Genomic DNA, 19,756 nt, shown 5'->3' on the forward strand with positions numbered 1-19,756 from the left:
GCTCACGGTTTGTGGGTTACCCAGAGCAGTTCCGCCGGCCAGCGGTGTGCCCAGTCGGGTGGGTCGGTTTCGTTGTAGCCGTTGGGTGTTCCGAGTTCGGGCCGCGGCTCGATGAGGCCGTCGATGATGAGACCCGCGCCGCGCAGGACCTTGACCCAGTCGCCGTAGGTGAGCTGATAGCTGGTCGCGCCGTCGTCTTCAGCGATGGTGTTCAGCCCGAAGTAGTCCTGCTGCAGCGTCGTGGTCACGCGGCTGGCGGCTTCGTCGTAGCAAGCTTCGAACCATGGGCTGGCGACGTTGAACACCAGGCGCCCGCCTCGGCCCAAGACGCGTGCGGCCTCCGGGACGGCCAGGTGCGGGGGCGCCCAGCTGAGCCCACCGAAGTCGCAGAACACCAGGTCGAAGCTGTCGACGGCGAAGGGGAGCTGTTCGGCGGCGCCTTGCACTAGCGGGTAGCGGGCCGCTCCCATCGCGCGGGCCGCAGCGGCGAGTTGGGCTTCGGACAGGTCGAGCCCGACCACGATGGCGCCCTCGGCAGCGAGCGCCCTGGACCACTGGCCGGCACCGCAGCCGAGTTCGAGGACGCGCTTGCCGGTGACGTCACCCAGGGCGTGCAGGTGCGCGTCGGGGATGGAGTACATGCCCCACAGCCGGGGTGTGGCGCCGATTTGCGGGTCGTGCTTGTGCTGGTAGGCGCTGCTGATCTGGTTCCAGAGCCGCCGGTTGGCGGGGATGCTGTCCACGTGCCGACTCCAGCACTGCCTGCCGGGGGCGGTCAACACGATTAGGGCACTGGCCGGCCCTCGCCTCGGTCCGGCCCTGGCTCGGCCCGTGATCCGCCGGGCGAGCCCTAGCGGCCCGTCCAGGTGGTGGTGCCTGTGGGGTCTCGGGTGAGCTTCCAGCCTGGGTGGTGGATTTTCAGGCGGTGATGGCGTCGACGCGGTCGTCGCCTGGCCGCGAGAGTGATCAACCGTTCCGGTTCGCCGGTGCGGTGGAGGGCTTTCGGCGACGGGCACGTCGTGCACCGGCACGCGGCGCACTTCAGGACACACTTCATGACTCCCCTACCCCTGGGGCGACTTGCTGCCCGGTGGGCCGTGACCGCGTCGGAGCGACGGTGATCGTGTCAGAGCTCTTGACAGGAGCTTGGGCGCGCGGTCACCTTTGGCAACGTTGTCACAACCTCTGGCAACGTTGTCATTCCACGGCTCCGGCGCCACCGCGTATTCGTCGGCCGCGCTGTTTTCTGATGGGACTCACGTTCATGGCAGGTCAGTCACATGCGCCGCGGGATCCTTCCGGTCCTTCCCGGCGGTCGGTGGTCACTACGGGTTCGACTCTTCTGGGCGGGTTCGGTCTGAGCGCTCTGTTCCCGGCGACGAGCACGGCCGCCGGGCGCGGCGACGCGGCCGCCACGTCGGCGCCGTCCGGTGAACTCGCCGCCTACCGCCCCGTCGAGGTCTCCTCGACGGACTACGCGCCGACTCCGGGCGAGTTCGTCGTCGACCGTCTCGCATCGCCCGGGGTCCGGGGAAGCGGATGGCGCGCGGCGGCGGGGGACGATCCGCAGTGGATCTCGGTCGATCTGCAGGCCGACTGCCAGGTCACGCGGGTCCGGCTCACCTTCGAGGCCGACGCGAGCGATCCGGTTTTCACTCCACCCGCCACCGGCAATAGGGCGGAAGGCACCACCGGCAAGGAGATCCTGTCCAGTTACGCGCTCGCCTTCGTGGTCGAGACGTCCAGGGACGGCGGCTCCTGGACGAGCGTGTACCGCACGACGGCCGGTACGGGCGGGGTGGTGGACATTCCGCTGCCCCGGTCCGTGACGGCGCGGTGGGTGCGGATGACGGCTCAGCGGCGGTCCAGTCCCAACCCGCTCGGGCTGAACGGTTTCGAGGTGTACGGCACGGCCGGCGGGCGACGACCCTCGGTCACCGGCTGGACCGACTGGGGAACCCACCACGGCGAGGCTCCCGGGCTGGCCGTCGCGGCGGACGGCACGGTGCCGCTGGAGTCCGGCTGGCGGCTGACCCTGGACGACTGGGCCGACGGCGAGGGCCCCGACCTGTCGAAGCCGACCGTGGACACCAGCGGCTGGCTGCCCGCCACCGTGCCCGGCACGGTCCTCGCCTCACTCGTCGACCAGGGAAAGCTCCCGGACCCGGTCGCCGGTCTGAACAATCTGCACATCCCTGAGGCGCTCTCCCGCCATTCCTGGTGGTACAAGCGTGACTTCGACCTGCCGTCCGGTCTGCGCACCGGCCATGGCCGCCGGGTCTGGCTGGAGTTCGACGGCATCAACCACCAGGCCGACATCTGGCTCAACGGGCATCAGGTGGGAGGGCTCACCTACCCGTTCGCCCGCTCGGCCCATGACGTGACGGAGTTGCTCGCCGAGAAGGGGACGAAGGGCCACAACGCGCTGGCGGTGAAGATCACGCCGATGCCCGTCCCCGGCAGTCCGGGGGACAAGGGGCCCGCCGGGGAATCCTGGGTGGACGCGGGCGCGGGTCAGATGAACCTCAACTCGCCCACGTATCTGGCCGCTTCGGGGTGGGACTGGATGCCGGCCGTACGGGACCGGGTCGCGGGGATCTGGAACCATGTCCGGCTGAGATCCACGGGGCCCGTGGTCATCGGCGACCCCCGGGTGGACACGGTTCTGCCGGAGTTGCCCGACACCTCCGTCGCCGAACTCACCCTCACCGTCCCGGTCCGCAACGCCGACGCGGCCGAGCACACCACGACCGTCTCCGCGTCGTTCGGCGCCATACGTGTCTCCAAGGCCGTCACCGTCCCGGCCGGCCGGAGCGTCGATGTCACCTTCACCCCGGACGCCTTCAGCCGGCTGCGGCTGCGCGACGCCGCACTGTGGTGGCCCAACGGGCTCGGCAGCCCCACCCTTCACGACCTCACCCTGGCCGCCTCGGTCGACGGGACGGAGAGCGACCGGCGCACCACCCGCTTCGGTATCCGCCAGTTCGGCTACGAGTACGACGTGCCGCTGCCCTTCACCTCGTCCGGCGACGCCCGCGCCCAGTCGCTGGAGGTCGGAAGGCAGCAGGCCCGGTATGTGCGGGTCAGGTGCCTGACCAGGGCCACCGACTGGGGCAACTCCCTGTGGACCCTGTCCGTGACCGACAGCGCCAGGCCGGGCACCGACCTCGCCCTGCACGCGAGCGCCACCTCCTCCACGACGGACGGCGACGACCACGGCCCCGGCAACGCCACCGACGGTGACCCCGGCACCCGCTGGTCCTCGGCCTACCAGGAGGATCAGTGGATCCGCGTGGACCTGGGCTCCCCGCAGTCCTTCGACGGCGTCGACCTCGTGTGGGAGCAGGCCTACGCCCGGACGTACGTGGTCCAGGTGTCCACGGACGACTCGACCTGGACGGACGTGAAGTCCGTCGACAACACCGCCGTACCACTGCCGTTCAACACCGACCGGGCGAGCCTGCAGGTGGAGGACTTCACCGCCCGCACGGCCCGCTTCGTACGGATCAACTGCGGTGTGCGCCACACCAGCTGGGGCAACTCCCTGTGGTCCCTTTCGGTGATCGACAGCTCCCGTCCGGGCACCGACCTGGCACTGCACAAGGCGGCCACGGCCTCCACGGAGGAGTCCGACCATCCGGCCGCAGCCGCCACCGACGGCAGCCCCGACAGCCGGTGGTCGTCGCAGTACGAGGACCACCAGTGGATCCAGGTCGACCTCGGCTCCGTCCAGAGCTTCGACCGCGTGGCCATCCTGTGGGAGCAGGCCTATCCGAAGACGTACGTCATCCAGGTGTCGCCCGACGGTGGCACCTGGACGGACGTGAAGTCCGTGGACAACAGCCCGGTGCCGCTGAAGATCAGCGTGAACGGTGTACGGGTGCTGGCCCGGGGCGGCAACTGGGGCTGGGACGAACTGCTGCGGCGGATGCCGGCCGAGCGGATGGACGCGGCGGTGCGCATGCACCGCGACATGAACTTCACGGTGATCCGCAACTGGGTCGGCAGCATCAACCGCGAGGAGTTCTACGCCAGTTGCGACGAACACGGCATCCTGGTGTGGAACGACTTCCCCAATGCCTGGGCCATGGACCCGCCGGACCATGACGCGTTCAACGCGATCGCGCGCGACACCGTACTGCGCTACCGCATCCACCCCTGTGTGGTGGTGTGGTGCGGCGCCAACGAGGGCGACCCGCCGGCCCCCATCGACAAGGGCATGCGCGACGCCGTCGAGCAGCAGGCCCCCGGCATCCTCTACCAGAACAACTCCGCCGGAGGCATCATCACCGGCGGCGGCCCCTACAACTGGGTCGAGCCCGAGAAGTACTACGACCCGTCGACCTACGGCAGCAACAGCTTCGGGTTCCACACCGAGATCGGCATGCCGGTCGTCTCCACCGCCGAGAGCATGCGCAATCTGGTGGGCGACGAGAAGGAGTGGCCGATCGGCGGAGCGTGGTACTACCACGACTGGAGTGAGCACGGGAATCAGGCTCCGCAGCAGTACCGGGCGGCGATCGAAGCACGCCTGGGCGCCGCGACGGGCCTCGACGACTTCGCCGGCAAGGCGCAGTTCGTCAACTACGAGAACGCACGCAGCATGTTCGAGGCATGGAACGCCCACCTGTGGGACGACGCCAGCGGCCTCATGCTCTGGATGTCCCACCCCGCCTGGCACAGCACCGTCTGGCAGACCTACGACTACGACTTCGACGTCAACGGCACCTACTACGGTGCCCGCACCGCCTGCGAGCCCCTGCACGTCCAGGCCGACCCGCTGAGATGGCGGCTCCTCGTGGTGAACCACACGCGCGGGAAGGTCGAGGGCGCGACGGTCACCGCCCGGCTCCACGACCTCGCCGGTCGCCGGATCGGCGGGACCAGGAAAGCCGTGGTCGATGTCGCGTCGGCCTCCACCACACCCGCCTTCGCCGTGGACTGGACCGACGACCTGCCCGATCTGCACCTGCTGCGACTGACCCTCGAGGACCGCACGGGTCATACGCTCTCGGCCAACACCTACTGGCGTCATCGGACCCCGGCCGCGATGAAGGCGCTCAACGACCTCCCGCGGGTCAGGCTCTCGGCCTCGATCACCCGCGTGTCGCGCTCCGGTGCCGGCACCGGTGACCGACGTGAACTGACCGCTGTCGTCAAGAACCGTGGGTCGGCCCTCGCCCCGATGGTCCGGCTGTCGCTGCTGGACGATCACAGCGGTGAGCGCGTCCTGCCGACGCTGTACAGCGACAACTACCTCTGGCTGCTGCCCGGCGAGTCGCGGACGGTCACCCTGTCCTGGCCGGCGCACGCGTTGCCGTCGAACCGTCCGGCGCTCAGCGTGTCCGCCTACAACAGTCCCCGTACGGTCGCCCGGGGGTAGGGCGGGGGTGGGGCGGTCGCCGGGCGTCCGTTCGTGCGCGTTAGCCTCGGTTTGTTCGAAAGACGCAGGCAGGAGCGGGAGGCAGCAATGGCGAAGGTACCGGCCGCGGCGGTGGCCGCGGGTGGGCTCATCGGCGGGTACGGCGTGGCCCGGTGGACCAAGAAGCGGCAGCTCGGCGGGGTGGTGCTGGCAGCCGCCGGGGCCACGGCCGCGCAGCAGTGGCGGCGGCAGGCCGGCGGGAAGGCCGCCGGTGCGCTGACCGTCGCGTACGTCGCCGCCTTCGCCGGGTCCCACCCGCTGGCCAAGAAGGTGGGCGCCTGGCCCTCCGTGTTCGGCGTCGCCGGGGCCGTGGCCCTCGCCTCGTGGGCCGTGGCCGACCGGCGCGCCTGAGCAGGCACAGGGCGCTGCAGGCCCGAGGGTCTACGAGGCCGCGGCGGGCACGGACTCCGGGAGCGGCACAGCGGCAGGGACCGGGACCGAGGTGGGGCCCGTGCCCTGGAACGTCCGGCGGTACGCGTACGGGCTCGTTCCCACCACCCGCTTGAACCGCTCCCGGAACGCCGTCGGCGAGCCGAACCCCGCCTGGGTCGCGATGCGTTCGACCGGGTACGTGGTCGTCTCCAGGAGGTACTGGGCGCGGCGGACCCGGGCGCGGTGCAGCCACTGGAGCGGTGTGGTGCCGGTCTGGTCGCGGAAGCGGCGGTTGAGCGTACGGGTGCTCATGCCGGCGTGGGCGGCGATGTCCTCCAGGGTCAGCTCACGCTCCGCGTTCTCCTCCAGCCAGGCGAGGAGGGGCTCCATCGTGGTGCCGGCCGGTACCGGCGGCTGGTCGTGGATGATGAACTGGGCCTGGCCGCCCTCCCGTTCGAGCGGCATGACCGACATCCGGGCCGCGTGCGCGGCGACCGCCGAACCGTGATCGTTGCGGATCATGTGCAGGCACATGTCGAGGGCGGCGGCCGCGCCCGCCGAGGTGAGGAACTGGCCGTTGTCGACGTAGAGGACGTTCGGGTCGACGGTCACGGAGGGGTACCTGGCCGCCAGGTTCTGCGCCGCGACCCAGTGGGTGGTGGCGCGCAGCCCGTCCAGCAGGCCGGTGGCGGCGAAGACGAAGGCGCCCACGCAGATCGAGGCGATCCGGGTGCCGTTCTGGGCCGCCGCGCGCAGCGCCTGCGTCACGCCCGGCGGGAGCGGGGCGGCCGGGTCGGCGACGCCGGGCAGGATGATCGTGTCGGCCTCGGCCAGCGCCTCCAGGCCGTAGGGGGCGCGGATCGTGAACGCGCCCGCGCTCACCTCCGCGTCCGCCGTGGGCGAGCAGACCCGGATCCGGTAGGGCTCCCGGCCGTCCGGCAGCCGGGCCCAGCCGAAGGTGTCGATCGGGGCGGAGAGGTCGAACGGGATGACCTGGTCGAGCGCCAGTACGGCCACGGTGTGCATGGCCAGAGCGTAGGCATACGGCGGATTGTGGCCAAGCGGGGGGCTCGTAGCCTCGTGGCCTCGTAGGCGTCCGTAGCCTCGTGGTCTCGTAGGGCGCCGCCCGCAGCCTCGTACAGCTGTGTCCGGGCCGCCTGGTGGCGGTGTCCGGGCCGCCGGTTCCCTGCGGCGCGGCGGCTGGCGAGAATCCGTTGGGCCCTGGCAGAAGTGCCGCTTCTGCAAGATCGCGCGCCGCCCTAGCGTCAGCCCGTGAACAAGTTCCTCCTCGCCGTGCATGTCCTGGCCGCGATCGTCGCCGTCGGGCCCGTCACCGTCGCCGCCAGCATGTTCCCTCCCAGTGTGCGCAAGGCGCTCGCCGAGCCCGGGGACGCCCAGGCCCTGTCCACCGTGCGGGTGCTGCACCGCATCTGCCGTGTGTACGCGACGGTCGGCGTCGCCGTGCCCGTGTTCGGGTTCGCCACGGCCAAGAACATGGGCGTGCTCGGCGACACCTGGCTGATCGTCTCGATCGCGCTGACGACCCTGGCCGCCGTCGTCCTCGCCGCGCTGGTCCTGCCCCGGCAGACCGCGATCGTGGAGGGCATCCAGCGCGACGCCGGCACGGTGAGTGCCCGGGCCACCGCCCGGCTCGCCATGTTCACCGGGCTGTTCAACCTTCTCTGGGCCACCGTCACGGTCCTGATGATCGTCCGACCGGGGTCCACCACCGGCGCCTAGCCCTAGGATCCGGCTCATGGATGGACAGGTGAACGGACCGCACGGTCCCTCGACGCCCTCGACCCCGGCGGCCTACCTCGCCGCCGTGGAGGGCCGGCTGACGGCCGACGGGTGCACCACCCGCTGGGAGGACTGGGCCGGGGTGCCCGTGCTGGTGGGGCGACGGGCGGACTTCCGGCTGCGCTGGATGGCGACGAAGCTGCATCTGTTCACCGTGGCCGCGGCGGTTCCGGAGATCACCGTGCCCGTCGTCGAGGGCTTCACCGAACAGGTGACGAAGTACGCCAAGGACACCAAGGGCGGCCTGCCCGTCGGTCTGCAGAACGGGGTCGGCGCCTTCCCCGTCCTGGTCAGCGACCGCGTCGACCCGGCCGCCGTACGGTGGGCGGAGGAGCGCCAGCGGGTCCGGTTCGCCTGTATGACACGGCCTGTCGTCGTCGACAGTGCCCGGCCCTACGTGGGGATGTACCGCGGAAAGCCCGCCCTCGGGCGCGTCTACGCCGGGTACTTCATCGAGAAGGGCTCGCGGTACTTCTACGGGGCGTGAATCGTCCGTTCAACAGTCTGTGAGTCCTCCCCGCCGGGCGTTTCACCACCACCGGGCGAGGCTGAGCGCCTCGTCCGACGAGTCCCCGGAGCTCCCGGAGCCGCTGGAGCCCCCAGAGTCCCAGGAGCCCTCGGACTTCGCCCAGTCCGCCGCCCGGTACCGCCTCGCCACCGCCGTCGCGATCAACACGCCCGCCGCGACCACCAGCGTGAAGAACGCCCAGGTGAGCGGCCAGACCGCCGCGTCCGGGGGCTCCGGGTGGGAGTGGAAGGAGATGTACATGAGTGCTGCCGGTGGTCCCGCCACCAGCAGCAACGGCCAGGCCAGCGCGTCCCGGCGGCCGAGGTAGGCGGCCAGGAGCAGCAGGGCCACGCCGAGGAGGACGGCGCCGAGGACGGTCACCGAGGTCGTCTCGGTGATGGACCCGGTCGCCCCGGGGCGGTTGCGCAGGTCCCAGGGGAGGCAGAGGAGGTACGCCGCGCCGGAGAGGGCGGCGCCGAGCACGCGCGTCAGCCAGCGTTCCGGCCAGGGGCGCGTTCGCAGAGGGCCTAACAGCTTCTCGGTCATGCGTACGAGGGTTCCCGCCCGGGCGGCGGCCCGACAGAGTACGCGTACTCAGGTTCCCGTACTCAGTCCCGTACTCAGGTCCCGCTCTCAGGCGGAGTCCGCCGGTGCCACCGTCGACAGCGGGGGCGCGATGTCCTCCAGTGAGCGCCGTTCGGCGTTCACCGCCAGGAACGCGGCGACCAGGCCCGCCGCGCACATCAGGCCCGCGCCGATCTGGAAGGCCAGCACGGTGTCGCCGACCACGCCGGACTGGGTGAGGTTCGCGAAGACCAGCGGTCCGCTGATGCCGCCGGCCGCCGTGCCGATGGCGTAGAAGAAGGCGATGGCCATCGCGCGGGTCTCCATGGGGAAGATCTCGGAGACCGTGAGGTAGGCGCTCGACGCGCCCGCCGAGGCGAAGAAGAGGGCCACGCACCAGCAGGCTGTCAGGGTCACCGCGCTCAGCGAGCCCCGGCCGAAGAGCCAGGCCGTGCCGAACAGCAGCAGCCCGGAGAGCAGGTACGTCGACGAGATCATCCGGCGGCGTCCTACCGTGTCGAAGAGCTTGCCGAGCAGCAGCGGGCCGAGGAAGTTGCCGAGCGCGATCACGGCGAAGTAGTAGCCGGTGGAGCCCGCCGGGACGTCGTAGAACGTGGTCAGGATCGCGCCGAAGCCGAAGGTGATCGCGTTGTAGAGGAACGCCTGGCCGATGAAGAGGGAGAGGCCGAGCGCGGCGCGTTTGCGGTAGGTCGCGAGGACCGTGCGGGCGATGGTGAGGAAGCCGATGGTCTTGCGCTGGTGGATGGTGATCTCCCCGGCGGGGGGCGGCAGTTCGCGGCCGCCGAGGTCGGCGCGGACCCGTTCCTCCACCGACGCCACCAGTTGCTCGGCCTCTTCCTGCCTGCCGTGGATCAGCAGCCACCGTGGGCTCTCCGGGACATTGCGGCGTACGACGAGGATGACCAGGCCGAGGACCACGCCGAGGGCGAAGGTCAGCCGCCAGCCGATGTTCGCCGGGAAGAGGGCGGTGTCCAGAGCGACGATCGACAGCAGGGAGCCGCCGATCGCGCCCAGCCAGAAACTGCCGTTGATGATCAGGTCGACCCGGCCGCGGTAGTGGGAGGGGATCAGCTCGTCGATCGCGGAGTTGATGGCCGCGTACTCGCCGCCGATGCCGAAGCCCGTGAGGAAGCGGAAGGTGAAGAACCACCAGGGCTCGAAGGAGACGGCGGTCAGGGCCGTGGCCCCCAGATACACCGCCAGGGTGACCATGAACAGTTTCCTGCGGCCGAAGCGGTCGGTGAGGCGGCCGAAGAACAGCGCCCCCACGCACGCACCGGCCACATAGAGGGCGGCCGCGGTGCCGGTGACCTGCGCGGAGGTGATCGGCAGGCCGCTGCCGGGCTCGGAGAGGCGTCCGGCGATGTTGCCGACGATCGTGACTTCCAGGCCGTCGAGGATCCACACCGTGCCGAGGCCGATCACCACGGTCCAGTGCCAGCGTGACCACGGGAGGCGGTCGAGACGGGCGGGAACGGCGGTGGTGACCCGGCCCCCGGCTTGGTCCCGGCCTTCCCCCCGGCCCTTCTCCTCAACGGTGGACATGAGGCTCCCTCCTCGTCGAGCGACGCCTGCCCGGGTTCCCTCCGGAGCACGGCCTACGCCCGCCCGAGTGCGGTCACACCCTCCCGAGAGGGATCTACGCCCCCACGATCCGCGACACCGTGAAGATCAGCAACCCGGCCAACGAGCCCACCACCGTGCCGTTGATCCGGATGAACTGCAGGTCACGGCCGATGTGGGCCTCGATCTTCCTGGTCGTGTGCTCGGCGTCCCAGCCCGCCACCGTGTCGGTGATGAGGGAGGTGATCTCGGTCCGGTACGTCGTCACCACGTAGACCGCCGCGCCCTCGACCCACCGGTCGACCTTGGCCTGGAGCTTGGGATCGGTGGCCATGCGGGCGCCCAGCGAGAGCAGGGAGGCCCGCACGCGCAGCCGCAGCTCACTGCGCTCGTCCTCGGCAGCGGAAACGATCATGGATCGTACGGCCGTCCAGGCGGAGGCGATCAGGTCCTGGACCTCGCCGCGGCCGAGCACCTCACCCTTCAGGCGCTCCACGCGCGCGCGGGTGTCGGTGTCGGACTGGAGGTCGGAGGCGAAGTCGGTGAGGAAGCGGTCGAGGGCGCCGCGGGCCGGGTGGGAGGGGGCGTCGCGCATCTCGGTGACGAAGCGGAGCAGCTCCTTGTAGACCCGCTCGCCGACCTTCTTGTCGACGAAGCGCGGGGTCCAGCCGGGCGCGCCGCCCTGGATCGCGTCCATGACCTGCTCGTCGTGGAGCACCAGCCAGTCCTGGGCGCGGATGCAGATCAGGTCCACGACCCGCTTGTGGCCGCCGTCCGCGACGATCTTCTCCAGCATCTTCCCTATGCCGGGCGCTATCTCCTGGGCGTCGGCGCGGCGGGTGATCGCCTCTCCGACCACTGCCTGCACATCGGAGTCGCGCAGCACGGTCAGGGCGCCTCTGAGCGCGGCGGCGAGCTCGGCGGTGACCCGGTCGGCGTGCTCCGGTTCGGCGAGCCAGGCACCGAGACGGCTGCCGATGCCCACGGCGCGCAGGCGCTGGCGTACGACGTCGGAGGAGAGGAAGTTCTCGCCGACGAACTCGCCGAGCGAGACGCCCAGCTGGTCCTTCTTGGTGGGGATGATCGCGGTGTGCGGGATGGGCAGCCCGAGCGGGTGGCGGAAGAGGGCCGTGACCGCGAACCAGTCGGCGAGCGCGCCGACCATGCCGGCCTCGGCGGCCGCCGCGACATAACCGGCCCAGGCTCCGGCGCCCTCGTGGGACGCCCATGTCGCGAGGACGTACACGAGGGCGACGAAGAGCAGCAGGCCGGTGGCCGTCAGCTTCATCTGGCGGACACCGCGACGCTTCTCCTCGTCGGCGGGGCTGAACGAGGTCATCGCGCGGTTCGTCGGGCCGGGGACGGTCCCCGCGCGGCGCTCACGGCCGGGGCCGGCCGAGGTGCGTTCGGCCTGGTCGACGGCGGTCGTCGCGCGGTTGCCGGGGGCGCCGGGCAGGGCGGACCGCCCTTCGGCGCCCGCGTCTTCCGGTTCTGTTCGTTCCATTCACTCCACCCGTCCGCCGAGCCGTCCGAGGGCTCCGTACCCATTGTCCCTTCCTGACCGACTCCCGGAACGGAACAGGAGTTCCCTGCGTCTGTTCGGACGGGGGGAACTCAGGGGAATCCTGGGGCCGTCTCCGGGACATCTCGGGGGCGTCTCAGGGGCACCTCCGGGGCGCCTGCGGGTCGTTCGAGGCCGCGGGAGGGGGGTCCCGTCGATTTCGTCCCCACCCCGTACCCCATCATGTGATCATCACTTCGGAGCCTCGGGCTCCCCTCGCCCGAGGAGACACGCACCGCATGACCAAGCGTCATGGTTATGCCCTGCTGGCCGCCGTCATCGCCGTGATCGTGGCCATATCCGGAGCCATATACGTGGGTGTCGCCGCCGACGACGGCACCGGCGGCACCCGCAACGCCACCACCGACAACCGCGCCCCGCGCGACCGGGCCGCCCCCGCCTCCGCCGGCACCTGGGTCGGCACCTGGTCGGCCTCCCCCGCCGGAGCCGAGCCCGGCACCGAGACGAACGGCATGGCGGGCCGCTCCCTGCGCAACGTCGTGCACACGGACGTCGGTGGCACCGAAGCCCGCATCACCCTGTCCAACCTCTACGGACATCAGCCGCTGAACATCACGCACGCCTCGATCGCGGTCGCCGCGGCCGAGAACGACGCGGCGGCGCTGGCCGGCACCATGCGCCGCCTCACCTTCTCCGGCAGCACCGGCGTGGTCGTCCCGGCCGGACAGCAGATCATGAGCGACGCCGTGCGCGTGCGCATCCCGCGCGACTCCGACGTCCTGGTGACCACGTACTCCCCGACCCCGTCCGGCCCGGTCACCTACCACTCGCTCGCACGGCAGATCTCGTACGCCGCCCAGGGCGACCGCACCGAGGACGCGAGCGCCACCGCGTACACCGAGCAGACCCCGTACTGGCGCTATCTGACCGCGCTCGACGTGCTGAGCGACGAATCGGTCGGCACCGTCGTCGCCCTGGGCGACTCGATCACCGACGGCAGCAACTCCACGGAGGGCGCCAACCACCGCTGGCCGGACGTCCTCGCCGACCGGCTGCGCGCCGCGGCCGGCGACGGCGACGCGCCTCGCTACAGCGTCGTCAACCAGGGCATCAGCGGCAACCAGGTCCTGGCCGAAGGGCTCGGCCGGCCCGCCTCCAACCCGAGCGGCCTGAACCGTCTGGAACGCGACGTGCTGGGCCGCACGAACGTCAAGGCCGTCGTCATCGACCTCGGCGTCAACGACATCCTGCGCAACCAGGGCCAGGCCGATCCGGTGACCGTCACCGACGGTCTGCGGGAGCTGGTGCGGCGGGCGCACGCGCGCGGGCTGCGGGTCGTCGGCGCGACGCTGACGCCCTTCGGGGGGCACCGCGGGTACTCGCGCTCGCGTGACGCCGTACGCCGGGCCGTCAACGCGGAGATCCGGGCCGGGAAGGTGTACGACGCCGTCGTCGACTTCGACAAGGCGTTGCGGGATCCGTACGACCCGCGGCGGCTGCGGTCCGACTACGACTCCGGGGACCATCTGCACCCCAGTGACAAGGGGTACAAGCGGATGGCGGAGGTGTTCGAGCTCGGGGATCTGAAGGGGGCGGCGCCGGCGGAGCTGTAGAGGTCCCGCGGAAACTAGAAGCCGCCGTGCCTCCGCCGATGCCGCTCGTCCCTGCGCTCCCGGTGCCGTTCCCGGCGCTCCTCCTGGCGCTCCCTGCGTTCCTCGTGGCGTTCGCGGATGAGGTCGTGGGCCTCGTCCAGGGCGTCGAACATGTCGCCGAGGCCGTCCCGCCGTGAACCCTCCAGTTCCCTGCGGGCGCTCTTGCGCTCCAGCTTCTCCTGGCGGCGCTCCTCCTTCAGGCGCAGCCGCTCGGCACGGGTCAGCTTGCGCTCCACGCCGACGCCGCCCCAGAAGGCGAACCCCGTGACGATCACGCGCGGGGCGCCGGGGTCCCCGGGCCGCCCCTCCTCGCGGTGGTCGAAGCCGCCCATGATGCCGATGCCGCGGACGACGACCTCGACGCCGGGCGGCACGATGACGTTCACGCCGCCCATGACGGCGACGACGTTGACGACGACCTCGCGGTCCGCGAAGTTCGCCTCACGCAGGTCGATCTCACCGCCGCCCATGAAGGCGAAGGAGTTGAAGCGCCTCGGAACCGTCCAGCGGCCCTTGCGCTCGAAGCCCGACAGGATCGCGACACCCCACGAGGACGAGCCCTCGCCGCCGACGATCCGCCCCGCCCAACTCCCGCTCTCCTCGGGCTGCTTGACCATGGAGACCGGGGCCGCGGCGTGCGCGCCCGGCAGATCACGGGTGAGCGGCGCCAGTTCGCTGTACGTCCGTGCCCTGAACGTCGCTTCCAGCCGCTCCTCGAACTCCTCCATGTCGAGACGGCCCTCCGCGAGGGCGTCCCGCAGCTGTTCGGCGACTCGTTCACGATCGGCGTCGGAGGCCCGGAGCTCCGGGCTCGGGGATCCGGGGTCCGGCGGCGTCGGTCGCTGGTCGTCGCTTCCCCTGGAAGGCGCATCCTCGGTCATGGGACTCAGCCTACGAGAGAGCCTTCTCCGCGTACATGCGGCTGATGACCGCCTCGATGTCCGGCTCCCGCACAGAGAGGTCCACCAGGGGGAACTCGGCCGCGATCCGCGCCACCAGCTCCGCCGCCGACGCCGCCGCGGGGAAGGCGAGCCACTGCCGGGGCCCCTCCACCTTCACCACCCGCGCCGAGTCCACCTCGATCGGCGGAAGCTCCCGCTCCAGGTCGACCACGAGGGTCCGCTCGCTCTCCCCCACCTCGTGCAGCCCGGTCAGCGGACCGTCGTACATCAGCCGCCCGTGGTCGATGACCATCACCCGCCGGCACAGCTGCTCGATGTCGGTGAGGTCGTGCGTGGTCAGCAGCACCGTCGTACCGCGCTCGGCGTTCAGGTCCCGCAGGAAGGAACGGACCCTGGCCTTGCTGATCACATCGAGGCCGATGGTGGGTTCGTCGAGGTAGAGGACCTCGGGGTCGTGCAGCAGCGCCGCCCCGATGTCGCCGCGCATCCGCTGCCCCAGCGAGAGCTGACGCACCGGCACATCCAACAGGGCTTCCAGGTCCAGGAGTTCGACACAGCGGTCGAGGTTCTCGCGGTAACGGGCGTCCGCGATCCGGTACATGCGGTGCATCAGCCGATAGGAGTCGATCAGCGGAAGGTCCCACCACAGGGTCGTACGCTGCCCGAAGACGACCCCGATGCGCCGCGCGAGCCGGGTGCGCTCGCGGGACGGGTCGATGCCCGCCACCCGCAGCCGGCCGGCGCTCGGGGTGAGGATGCCGGTGAGCATCTTGATGGTGGTCGACTTGCCCGCGCCGTTCGGACCGATGTAGCCGACCATCTCACCGCGCGCCACGGTGAAGGAGAGGGAGTCCACGGCCCGTACCTGGCGCCGCTCGCTGCGCAGGAAGCCGGTCTTCTTGCGGACGTCGAAGACCTTCTCGACGCCGTCGAGTTCGATGAAGTCGCCCACCGGATCCCTGACCGGGTCCGTCATCAGGCCTGTTTCCATGTCGGTTCAACTCCCCGTGCTGCGATACGAACGAAGTCCCGCCCGCCAGGCGACCCCCGCCAGCGCGCAGCAGCCCGCCGCGATCAGGGGCGGCGTGAAGGCGATCCAGGTCGGCAGGTCGAGCGGATAGGGCCGGCCCAGCACATACAGCCCGGGCAGCCAGTTCACGAAGGCCAGCGGGAGCACGAAGGTGACCCCGCGCACCAGGTCCTTGGCGAAGACGGTCGGCGGGTACTGCAGGAGCGTGGTGCCGCCGTACGTGAAGGAGTTCTGCACCTCGGAGGCGTCCTGCGCGACGAACTGGAAGGCTCCGCCCGCCACGAACACGGCCGCGAAGATGGCGGCGCCGCAGAGCAGCATCAGCGGGACCATGAGCAGCCTGAGCGGCGTCCAGTCGATGTCGAGCACGGCGATCGCGTACGCAAGGACCAGCAGCCCCTGGGTGACCCGGCCGAGACGGCGCAGCGCGAAGCGGTCGGCGGCGACCTGGGCGAGTACGGGGACGGGGCGCACGAGGAGCGTGTCGAGGGTGCCGTCGCGCACCCGGCGCCCGAGCCGGTCCATCGAGCCGACCACCAGGTCCGTGATCCCGAAAGAGGTGGCCGAGACGCCGTACAGGAAGGCGACCTCGGGCAGGCTGTAGCCGCCGATCCGGTCGACCCGCGAGAACATCAGCAGGACGGCCACGAAGTCGAGGGCGGTCGCCGCGAAGTTCCCGAAGGTGGTCATCGCGAAGGAGGCGCGGTAGGCCATCGTGGAACGGATCCACATCCCGGCGATCATCCGGTAGGCGCGGAATCCGTCCCGCACCCGGGCATACGTCCCCTGCGGCGCACCCAGCACCGCCGAAGCCGCCGGCTCCCGGGAGGAGACCGAGTCCCCGGAGCCCCGTGCGGTTTCCGCTGCCTCCACCGAGTCAGCCACCCTGCACCACCACCCTCCGTGTCGCCACTGACTGGATCAGTCGTCCCAGGGCCAGGAGCCCCAGCGCCCAGGACGCCTGGAAGACGTACGTGCCGAGGGGGTCCGCGGTGCCGAGCAGGACGTCCGCGGGGCCCTGGACCAGGGACGACCAGGGCAGGGCGCGTACGACCTCACCCAGCGCGCCCGGGAAGACGTTCAGCGGCAGCAGCATCCCCGAGCAGAAGACGCCCGCGATCATGGACATCTGCGCCACGCCCGCCCCGTCGAGCAGCCAGAACGCGGACAGGGCCACCAGATAGCGGAGCGAGAAGCTGACGACCGTTCCGAGCGCGACCGCGATCAGGAACGCGATCCACGTCAGCGGGTCGGCGGGGAGCGCCAGTTCGAAGAAGAACGCGCCGAACGCCAGGGGCACCGCTCCGCGCCCCAGCAGATGGAACATGGCCCGCCCCGCGTCCTGGGACAGCCACCACAGCTGGAGGTCGGCGGGCCGGTACAGGTCGATCGCGATGTCACCCGTACGGATGCGCTCGATCAACTCGTCCTCGAAGCCGCCGCCCATCGTCGCCATCGCCATGAGCAGCGCCTGGGAGAGCCACACATAGGTGAGCGCCTGGGCCTGGTCATAGCCGCCGAGGTGCGGTTTCTCGTCCCACAGGGCCATGAAGACGTACGCCAGGATCAGCCCGAAGACGGTGTTGGTGAACACCCCCGCCGCCGTCGCCGTCCGATAAGTGGCGTAGCGCCGGAACCCGCCCACCGCGACGGCCGTGTACAACCGCCCTGTCCCCACGAGGATGTCCTCCTTGCGTCAAAAGGGCCGTTGTGGCCGAAGCGCAGGAGCCTAGCCCCGCCCGGCTTCGCCTGCCAGGCATTTTCAGGCGCGACACGTGCCGGGATCCGGGAACGGAACGCTTGGTGCGACAGTCTTCAACAGGGGGCGCACCAGGCGTATGAGGGCGTACGGGAACGTACGATGCGAAACAGGAGTCCGGCGAACAGATGAGTGACAAGCCGCAGCCGCAGCAGAGCAGCCAGGGCTGGGCCCCGAAGGAACCGGAACCGGCGCCTCAAGCGGCACCGGGCGGGCCGGGCGTCGACGGCACACCGGACGGTCCGGGTGGGACGGACACGCCGGGCAAACCGGGGAAGAAGCCCAGGCAAAAGCGGACGGGCTGGGGGCGGCTCATCCCGACCTGGCGGATGGTGCTCGGCACGCTCATCGGCGCGATACTGCTCCTGATCGGCCTGTTCACACTCGGCTACTACCTGGTCAAGATCCCGCCCGCGAACGCCGCCGCGACCAAGCAGAGCAACGTCTACCTGTACGCGGACGGCAGCCAGCTCGCCCGCGACGGCGAGGTCAACCGCGAGAACGTGGCGCTCGCGGAGATCTCGAAGGACGCCCAGCACGCGGCGCTCGCCGCCGAGGACCGCGACTTCTACACCGAGTCGGCCGTCGACCCCAAGGCGATGATCCGCGCCGGCTGGAACACCGCCACCGGCAAGGGCAGGCAGTCCGGTTCGACGATCACCCAGCAGTACGTGAAGAACTACTACCTGGGCCAGGAGCAGACCGCCACGCGGAAGGTGAAGGAGTTCTTCATCTCCATCAAGCTCGACCGCCAGAAGAGCAAGGACGACATCCTCGAGGGCTACCTCAACACCAGCTACTACGGCCGCAACGCGTACGGCATCCAGGCCGCCGCCCAGGCGTACTACGGCGTCGACGCCAAGAACCTGACGATCGGTCAGGGTGCCTACCTCGCCGCGCTCCTGAACGCGCCGAGCGAGTACGACGTGGTCGCGCACCCCGAGAACAAGTCCGCGGCCGTCGCCCGCTGGAACTACGTCCTCGACGGCATGGTCAAGAAGAACTGGCTGACCCAGGCGGACCGGGCCAAGGTCACGTTCCCGCAGCCCAAGCAGGAAGTGGTCGCCGCCGCCATGTCGGGCCAGCGCGGCTACCTGGTGCAGGCGGTCAAGGACTACCTCGTCTCTAACAAGATCATCGACGAGGACACCCTGACCACCGGCGGCTACCGCATCACGACCACGCTCCAGAAGTCCCGGCAGAACGCCTTCGTGAAGGCCGTCGACGACCAGGTGATGTCGAACCTCGACAAGAAGAACCGCAAGGTCGACCGGTACGTCCGCGCCGGCGGCGTCTCCATCGACCCGGCCACCGGCAAGGTCGTCGCGATGTACGGCGGCATCGACTACACCAAGCAGTACGTCAACAACGCGACACGCCGTGACTACCAGGTCGGCTCCACCTTCAAGCCGTTCGTCTTCACCTCGGCCGTGCAGAACGGCTCGCAGACGCAGGACGGCCGCACGATCACCCCGAACACGGTCTACGACGGCACCAACAAGCGCCCCGTGCAGGGCTGGAACGGCGGCTCGTACGCGCCCGAGAACGAGGACAACATCTCGTACGGGCCCATCACGGTACGCACCGCCACCGACAAGTCCGTCAACGCCGTGTACGCGCAGATGGCCGTCGACGTCGGCCCCGGCAGGGTCAAGCAGACCGCCGAAGCCCTCGGCGTCCCCTCCACCACCCCTGACCTGACCGGCACCCCGTCCATCGCGCTCGGCCCGTCCACGGCCAGCGTCCTCGACATGGCGGAGGCGTACGCGACGCTCGCCAACCACGGCAAGCACGGCACGTACACGCTCGTCGAGAAGGTCACCAAGGACGGCACGTCGGCCGTGAGCCTGCCCACGCAGGACACCGAGCAGGCGGTGCCCCGGGAGGCCGCCGACACCACGACGTCCATCCTGCAGAGCGTCGTCGAGGGCGGTACCGGTACCGCAGCGCTGGCCGCCGGCCGGCCCGCCGCGGGCAAGACCGGCACCGCGGAGGAGGACCAGGCGGCCTGGTTCGCGGGCTACACCCCCGACCTCGCCACCGTCGTCTCCGTCATGGGCCAGGACCCCGACACCGGCACCCACGAGTCCCTCTACGGCGCCCTCGGCCAGCCCCGCATCAACGGCGGCGGCTACCCCGCGCAGATCTGGGCGCAGTACACGAAGGCCGCGCTCAAGGGCAGCAGCGCGAAGGACTTCGACCTGCGGCTCCAGCCGGGCGCGGAGGAGCAGCAGCTCCCGAGCACCGGCCCCACCGACCAGACCCCCGGCACCGGCGGCCAGGACGACGGGGGCCAGACCACCGGCGGGACGGCCTCCCAGAGCCCGCCCTCGGATCAGACGCAGGGCCAGACCCAGGGCCAGACCGACGGCCAGACCCAGGGCCAGACGGAAGGTCAGACCCAAGGGCAGACGCAGGGCCAGACCGACGGCGGCACCACCACCACCGGGGGCGGCACGACCGACGGGACGACCACCGGCGGCACGACGGACGCGGGCACCACCACCGACGGCGGCGACACCGCGGCCCCGTCGGGCGGGACCACGGACGGCGGCGGCACGGCGGGGACGACCGCGGGAGCGGGGCCACTGGGCGCACTGACGTCACGAAAACAGTGACCCGCGCCTGGACGGGGCCGGCA

Annotated in this window: 15 protein-coding genes; 6 read left to right on the top strand and 9 right to left on the bottom strand. The window is 70.7% G+C overall.

The window, feature by feature from the left end; genetic code table 11:
* Window positions 1–2: 2 nt before the first annotated feature.
* The gene (locus ACZ7M2_RS06660; protein ID WP_471594394.1) at window positions 3–743 is read right to left on the bottom strand and encodes a class I SAM-dependent methyltransferase; all 741 of its coding nucleotides are present in this window, start codon (window positions 741–743) and stop codon (window positions 3–5) included.
* A gap of 521 nt (window positions 744–1,264) precedes the next feature.
* On the opposite strand from ACZ7M2_RS06660, the gene ACZ7M2_RS06665 reads away from it, so the two are divergent.
* Together ACZ7M2_RS06665 and ACZ7M2_RS06670 are read left to right on the top strand one after the other, a co-directional pair.
* Window positions 1,265–5,383: a discoidin domain-containing protein gene (locus tag ACZ7M2_RS06665; RefSeq protein WP_471594395.1), complete on the top strand. Its 4,119-nt coding sequence runs from the start codon at window positions 1,265–1,267 to the stop codon at window positions 5,381–5,383.
* 87 nt (window positions 5,384–5,470) lie between these two features.
* A complete protein-coding gene (locus ACZ7M2_RS06670; protein WP_075029125.1) occupies window positions 5,471–5,773 on the top strand; it encodes a hypothetical protein in 303 nt (100 codons plus the stop codon).
* 30 nt (window positions 5,774–5,803) lie between these two features.
* On the opposite strand, the gene ACZ7M2_RS06675 is transcribed toward ACZ7M2_RS06670, so the two are convergent.
* Entirely contained in the window at window positions 5,804–6,820 is a 1,017-nt protein-coding gene (locus ACZ7M2_RS06675) for a GlxA family transcriptional regulator (protein ID WP_471594396.1), read from the bottom strand.
* A 246-nt stretch (window positions 6,821–7,066) separates the two neighbouring features.
* On the opposite strand from ACZ7M2_RS06675, the gene ACZ7M2_RS06680 reads away from it, so the two are divergent.
* Together ACZ7M2_RS06680 and ACZ7M2_RS06685 are read left to right on the top strand one after the other, a co-directional pair.
* Window positions 7,067–7,534: a DUF2269 family protein gene (locus tag ACZ7M2_RS06680; RefSeq protein ID WP_471594397.1), complete on the top strand. Its 468-nt coding sequence runs from the start codon at window positions 7,067–7,069 to the stop codon at window positions 7,532–7,534.
* A 16-nt stretch (window positions 7,535–7,550) separates the two neighbouring features.
* Entirely contained in the window at window positions 7,551–8,081 is a 531-nt protein-coding gene (locus ACZ7M2_RS06685) for a levansucrase (protein WP_471594398.1), read from the top strand.
* 42 nt (window positions 8,082–8,123) lie between these two features.
* On the opposite strand, the gene ACZ7M2_RS06690 is transcribed toward ACZ7M2_RS06685, so the two are convergent.
* The 3 genes from ACZ7M2_RS06690 to ACZ7M2_RS06700 all read right to left on the bottom strand — a co-directional run bounded on the left by ACZ7M2_RS06690 (window position 8,124) and on the right by ACZ7M2_RS06700 (window position 11,754).
* Complete coding sequence (locus ACZ7M2_RS06690; protein ID WP_471594399.1) at window positions 8,124–8,648, bottom strand: hypothetical protein; 525 nt, start codon at window positions 8,646–8,648, stop codon at window positions 8,124–8,126.
* 87 nt (window positions 8,649–8,735) lie between these two features.
* On the bottom strand, window positions 8,736–10,232 hold the full coding sequence (locus ACZ7M2_RS06695; RefSeq protein WP_471594400.1) for an MFS transporter: 1,497 nt from the start codon (window positions 10,230–10,232) through the stop codon (window positions 8,736–8,738).
* A 94-nt stretch (window positions 10,233–10,326) separates the two neighbouring features.
* Complete coding sequence (locus ACZ7M2_RS06700; protein ID WP_471594401.1) at window positions 10,327–11,754, bottom strand: DUF445 domain-containing protein; 1,428 nt, start codon at window positions 11,752–11,754, stop codon at window positions 10,327–10,329.
* Window positions 11,755–12,050: 296 nt separating this feature from the next.
* Here ACZ7M2_RS06700 and ACZ7M2_RS06705 point away from each other — a divergent pair, with 296 nt between their 5' ends.
* A complete protein-coding gene (locus ACZ7M2_RS06705; protein ID WP_471594402.1) occupies window positions 12,051–13,385 on the top strand; it encodes an SGNH/GDSL hydrolase family protein in 1,335 nt (444 codons plus the stop codon).
* Between the two features lie 14 nt (window positions 13,386–13,399).
* On the opposite strand, the gene ACZ7M2_RS06710 is transcribed toward ACZ7M2_RS06705, so the two are convergent.
* From ACZ7M2_RS06710 to ACZ7M2_RS06725, 4 genes are all read right to left on the bottom strand, one after another.
* On the bottom strand, window positions 13,400–14,305 hold the full coding sequence (locus tag ACZ7M2_RS06710) for a DUF1707 SHOCT-like domain-containing protein (protein ID WP_352047038.1): 906 nt from the start codon (window positions 14,303–14,305) through the stop codon (window positions 13,400–13,402).
* A 10-nt stretch (window positions 14,306–14,315) separates the two neighbouring features.
* Entirely contained in the window at window positions 14,316–15,317 is a 1,002-nt protein-coding gene (locus ACZ7M2_RS06715; protein ID WP_471594403.1) for an ABC transporter ATP-binding protein, read from the bottom strand.
* Window positions 15,318–15,323: 6 nt separating this feature from the next.
* Window positions 15,324–16,100: an ABC transporter permease gene (locus ACZ7M2_RS06720; RefSeq protein ID WP_471594537.1), complete on the bottom strand. Its 777-nt coding sequence runs from the start codon at window positions 16,098–16,100 to the stop codon at window positions 15,324–15,326.
* 133 nt (window positions 16,101–16,233) lie between these two features.
* A complete protein-coding gene (locus ACZ7M2_RS06725; RefSeq protein ID WP_471594404.1) occupies window positions 16,234–17,034 on the bottom strand; it encodes an ABC transporter permease in 801 nt (266 codons plus the stop codon).
* 209 nt (window positions 17,035–17,243) lie between these two features.
* Between ACZ7M2_RS06725 and ACZ7M2_RS06730 the strand changes: the two genes are divergently transcribed.
* Complete coding sequence (locus tag ACZ7M2_RS06730) at window positions 17,244–19,733, top strand: transglycosylase domain-containing protein (RefSeq protein ID WP_471594405.1); 2,490 nt, start codon at window positions 17,244–17,246, stop codon at window positions 19,731–19,733.
* Window positions 19,734–19,756 lie beyond the last annotated feature (23 nt).

Source organism: Streptomyces sp. NPDC111507 (assembly GCF_055638955.1).